Raw genomic sequence first — 4,540 nt, 5'->3', positions numbered from 1 at the left:
CACCCCGGCTCCTCCGCCCCAGGCCCCGGACGCCACCGGCCACCTCCGGCTGCCGCCCGGCGCACCGGTGCAGATATCGGGCACGGCCGACCCGGCCGCCGGCCCCGTCACGGTGGAGGCCGCGCACACCGCCGCCGTCGCCGTCCTGCTGATAGGCCCGGCCGGCGCCGGCAAGACCACCGTGGCCCGGTACTGGGCGGACACCCGCCGCGTGCCCACCGCGCACATCAGCCTGGACGACGTCCGCGAATGGGTGCGCTCCGGCTTCGCCGACCCCCAGTCCGGCTGGAACGAGCACTCCGAGGCGCAGTACCGCCTCGCCCGCCGCACCTGCGGCTTCGCCGCCCGGAACTTCCTGGCCAACGGCATCTCCTGCATCCTGGACGACGCGGTCTTCCCCGACCGGCCCGTCGTCGGCCTCGGCGGCTGGAAGCGGCACGTCGGCCCCGGCCTGATCCCGGTGGTGCTGCTGCCCGGCCTGGAGATCGTCCTGGAGCGCAACGCCGAGCGCACCGGCAACCGCCGGCTGTCGGACGAGGAGGTCGCCCGCATCCACGGGCGGATGGCCGGCTGGTACGGCTCCGGCCTGCCGATCATCGACAACTCCCGGCAGGACGTGGCCACCACCGCACGCCTGCTGGACGAGGCCGTGGCCCGCGCGCTCACCAGCCCGCCGAGCTGGTAGCGCACGCGGCCGGACCGGTCCGGTGGCGGGTACGGCGGGGCGTCCGTACGGCGGCCGTCCGGACGTGTCGGGACGCCACCGAGCGTCACGCTGCGTACGCTCAGGGGCATGTCCGAGGTGTACGTGGCCCGCCGCGGCCGACTGCGCGACCGCTGGACGGCGACGGGCGGTGAGGCCGCCCTGGTCTCCCGGCCCGCCAACGTCCGCTACCTGACCGGCTGGTCCGCCCCCGGAGCGGTCCTGCTGCTCGGGGCGGACGGCCACGACACCCTGGTGAGCCCGGCCGTGCCCGCCACCGACGGACGCACCGGGCCGCCGTGCGCCACGGGCGACCTGCGCTGCGCCGTTCTGCCCGGGGACGTGTCCGACCCGGCCGTCGCCGCCGCCGAACTGGCGGCGTCCCGGCCCGGGACCGAGTTGCTGGCGGTGGAGGAGCACGACCTCACCGTGGCCCGGCACCGGGCCCTGGCCGCGGCCGCGCCCCGGCTGCGCCTGGCCGACCTGGGCCGCGCCGTGGAGCAGCAGCGCCTGGTCAAGGACGAGGGGGAGCTGGCGGCCCTGCGCGTCGCCGCGGAGATCACCGACCACGCGCTCGGCGAGCTGCTGGAGTCCATCCTGGTGGGCCGCACCGAGCGCCATCTGGCGCTGGAGCTGGAGAGGCGCCTGATGGACCACGGCGCCGACGGCCCCGCCTTCCCCACCTGCGTCGGCACGGGCCGCAACTCCGGTCTGCCCGGCCACCGACCCGGGGACCGGCGGGTGGAGGAGGGCGACTTCCTGAGCGTGCGGCTGGGCGCCCGCTACCGCGGCTACCGCTGCCAGGTCGGCCGCACCTTCGTCATCGGCCCGGCCCCCGCCGACTGGCAGATCGAGTTGTACGAGCTGGTCTTCGCGGCCCAGCGCGCCGGGCGGGAGGCACTGCTGCCGGGAACGGAGTACCGTGAGGTCGACCGGGCCGCCCGCCAGCCGCTGGAGGCGGCCGGGTACGGTGACTTCCTGGAAGCGGGCACCGGGCACGGCGTGGGGCTGGAAATCGGCGAGGACCCTCGGCTGTCGCCCGCGGCCATGGGTAAACTGGACGCTTGTGTGCCGGTCACCGTCGAACCGGGGGTCCACCTCCCGGGACGGGGCGGCGTCCGGATCGATGACACGCTCGTCGTCCGCCCGCAGGCGGACGGCGGACCGGAGCTACTCACCATCACGACCAAGGAACTGCTCGCCCTGTGACACGGGGGCGTGGTCCTTCGGTCTTCCGCAGCAGCAGTCTCAGGAGATTCCGCGACCGTGGCCACCACGAACGACCTCAAGAACGGCATGGTGCTCAAGCTCGAAGGGGGCCAGCTCTGGTCCGTTGTCGAGTTCCAGCACGTCAAGCCCGGCAAGGGCGGCGCCTTCGTCCGCACCAAGCTCAAGAACGTGCTCTCCGGCAAGGTGGTCGACAAGACCTTCAACGCCGGCACCAAGGTCGAGACGGCCACCGTGGACAGGCGCGGCATGCAGTTCTCCTACAAGGACGGCGCCGACTTCGTCTTCATGGACACCCAGACCTACGACCAGATGCCCATCACCCCCGAGGTCGTCGGCGACGCCGCCAACTACCTGCTGGAGGGCCAGGAGTGCACGGTCGCCGTGTACGAGGGCAACCCGCTGTTCATCGAACTGCCCGCCGCCGTCGAGCTGGTCATCGAGTACACCGAGCCGGGCGTCCAGGGCGACCGCTCCACCGGCGGCACCAAGCCCGCCCGCCTGGAGACCGGCTACGAGATCGGCGTTCCGCTCTTCATCACCACCGGTGAGAAGATCAAGGTCGACACCCGCTCCGGTGAGTACCTCGGCCGGGTGAACAGCTAACCGTGGCAGCCCGCACCAAGGCACGTAAACGGGCCTTCCAGATCCTGTTCGAGGCCGACCAGCGCGACAGCGCCGTGACGGCCGTGCTGGCGGACTGGATCCGGCACGCGCGGACCGACGAGCGGCAGCCGCCGGTCGGCGAGTACACGATGCAGCTCGTCGAGGGGTACGCGGAGCACGCGGACCGGATCGACGAGCTGATCGCCACCTACGCCGTCGGCTGGACGCTGGACCGGATGCCGTCGGTGGACCGCAACCTCCTGCGGCTCGGCGCGTACGAGCTGATCTGGGAGGACGACGTACCCGACGCGGTGGTGATCGACGAGGCGGTGCAGCTCGCCAAGGAGTTCTCCACCGACGAATCCCCGACATTCGTCAACGGCCTGCTGGGCCGGCTGAAGGAGCTCAAGCCGACGCTGAAGCGCGTCTGAGCGGTCCGGTCCGGGCGATCCGGGCCGGGGCCGCCGTATCCGGGAAGCGGCGAGGGGCCCGGGACACCCGACGGGTGTCCCGGGCCCCTCGCCGTCAAAGGCCCCCGGGCAGCGGCGCGGAACGCGACCGCCACCGGGAGCGGAACCCCTCGACGGGGCCCGCCCGGTGGCGGTGTCGGCGGCGCCGCGGGGGAGTGCCTCAGGCCTCCTCGTGCTGGACGGCGCGACGGGCGTCGGCGTCCAGCACACCCCAGTTGATGAGCTGCTCGGTCAGCACCGAGGGCGACTGGTCGTAGATGACGGCGAGAGTGCGCAGGTCGTCCTGGCGGATCGACAGCACCTTGCCGTTGTAGTCGCCGCGCTGGCTCTGGATCGTCGCGGCGTACCGCTGCAGCGGGCCCGCCTTCTCGGACGGCACGTGGGCCAGCCGCTCCAGGTCCAGAACGAGCTTCGGCGGCGGCTCGGCGGCTCCGCCCGGCGTGCTGCCCGGCAGCAGCTCCTGCACCGGGACGCCGTAGAAGTCCGCCAGCTCGGCCAGCCGCTGCACGGTCACGGCGCGGTCGCCGCGCTCGTACGAGCCGACCACGACCGCCTTCCAGCGGCCCTGGGACTTCTCCTCGACACCGTGGAGGGAGAGCCCCTGCTGGGTGCGGATGGCGCGGAGCTTGGCCCCGAGCTGTTTGGCGTATTCGCTGGACATATGGCTCCCCGGAGGACGTCTTCGTAACTCACTGTGATGTTACGCAGCGTAATGTACGGCGTCAAGCCGGGCCGGTCCATACCGGGGGTGCACAGGAGTCGCGGGCCCGCGCTCCCGGGCGGGGAACAGCCCCGGCGGGCGCCCGGAGCGGACGCCCCGGACGGCCCCTCCGGGAGGGCTGGTACCGTTGACGGCGCACCATCCGACGTCCTTTAAGGCCCGTCCCGTGAGGCGGGGAAGGAGGTCCGTTTACCGTGGACACATCCATGGGAGAACTGGACGGCAACGGTCCCGGCCCGGTCCGCCCCGTGCTGGAGGCACCGGACATCGCGCGGGTCCTCACCCGCATCGCCCACGAGATCGTCGAGCGCGCCAAGGGCGCCGACGACGTGGTGCTCCTCGGTATCCCCACCCGCGGCGCGCACCTGGCCAGGCGGCTGGGGGCCAAGCTGGAGGAGATCACCGGCCGCCCGCTGCCGGTCGGCTCCCTCGACATCACCATGTACCGCGACGATCTGCGGATGCGCCCCGCCCGCGCCCTGGCCCGCACCGAGATCCCGGCCGAGGGCGTCGACGGGCGCCTGGTCGTCCTCGTCGACGACGTGCTCTTCTCCGGCCGCACCATCCGGGCCGCGCTCGACGCGCTCGGCGACATCGGCCGCCCCCGCGCCGTGCAGCTCGCGGTCCTGGTCGACCGCGGCCACCGCGAACTGCCGATCCGCGCCGACTACGTCGGCAAGAACCTCCCCACGTCGCTGCGGGAGACGGTCAAGGTCCGGCTCGCCGAGGAGGACGGCCGCGACGGCGTGCTCCTGGGCGAGCGCCGCGAGGCGGGGGCCGCCCCGTCCGGCGAGCGGTAGCGCCCCCCGCTCC

General features: G+C 73.3%; 6 protein-coding genes. 5 read left to right on the top strand and 1 reads right to left on the bottom strand.

The window, feature by feature from the left end; translation table 11 throughout:
* The 4 genes from L7D48_RS26275 to nusB all read left to right on the top strand — a co-directional run.
* On the top strand, positions 1 to 685 hold a 685-nt coding region (locus tag L7D48_RS26275), incomplete at its 5' end, for an AAA family ATPase (protein WP_237883191.1).
* A gap of 108 nt (positions 686 to 793) precedes the next feature.
* Positions 794 to 1,912 (top strand): aminopeptidase P family protein, encoded by a 1,119-nt coding sequence (locus L7D48_RS26270; RefSeq protein WP_237883189.1) that lies wholly within the window; start codon positions 794 to 796, stop codon positions 1,910 to 1,912.
* A gap of 57 nt (positions 1,913 to 1,969) precedes the next feature.
* A complete protein-coding gene (efp, locus tag L7D48_RS26265; RefSeq protein ID WP_237883187.1) occupies positions 1,970 to 2,536 on the top strand; it encodes an elongation factor P in 567 nt (188 codons plus the stop codon).
* A 2-nt stretch (positions 2,537 to 2,538) separates the two neighbouring features.
* Positions 2,539 to 2,967 (top strand): transcription antitermination factor NusB, encoded by a 429-nt coding sequence (gene nusB, locus L7D48_RS26260; RefSeq protein WP_237883185.1) that lies wholly within the window; start codon positions 2,539 to 2,541, stop codon positions 2,965 to 2,967.
* Positions 2,968 to 3,166: 199 nt separating this feature from the next.
* Here nusB and bldD read toward each other — a convergent pair whose 3' ends face one another.
* Complete coding sequence (bldD, locus tag L7D48_RS26255) at positions 3,167 to 3,667, bottom strand: transcriptional regulator BldD (protein ID WP_206351914.1); 501 nt, start codon at positions 3,665 to 3,667, stop codon at positions 3,167 to 3,169.
* A gap of 266 nt (positions 3,668 to 3,933) precedes the next feature.
* Between bldD and pyrR the strand changes: the two genes are divergently transcribed.
* Complete coding sequence (pyrR, locus tag L7D48_RS26250) at positions 3,934 to 4,527, top strand: bifunctional pyr operon transcriptional regulator/uracil phosphoribosyltransferase PyrR (RefSeq protein WP_237883193.1); 594 nt, start codon at positions 3,934 to 3,936, stop codon at positions 4,525 to 4,527.
* Positions 4,528 to 4,540: the final 13 nt, after the last annotated feature.

It is taken from the genome of Streptomyces sp. ICN903, from assembly GCF_022015835.1.
GTDB classification, from domain to species: Bacteria; Actinomycetota; Actinomycetes; order Streptomycetales; family Streptomycetaceae; genus Streptomyces; species Streptomyces fenghuangensis.
This window is presented reverse-complemented; position numbering and strand designations above follow the sequence as displayed.

What these genes read in the sequence shown, in the direction of transcription:
- L7D48_RS26270 (WP_237883189.1), top strand. Translation starts at nt 794, where the DNA reads ATGTCCGAGGTGTACGTGGCCCGCCGCGGCCGACTGCGCGACCGCTGG.
- pyrR (WP_237883193.1), top strand. Translation starts at nt 3,934, where the DNA reads ATGGGAGAACTGGACGGCAACGGTCCCGGCCCGGTCCGCCCCGTGCTG.
- bldD (WP_206351914.1), bottom strand. Translation starts at nt 3,667, where the DNA reads ATGTCCAGCGAATACGCCAAACAGCTCGGGGCCAAGCTCCGCGCCATC.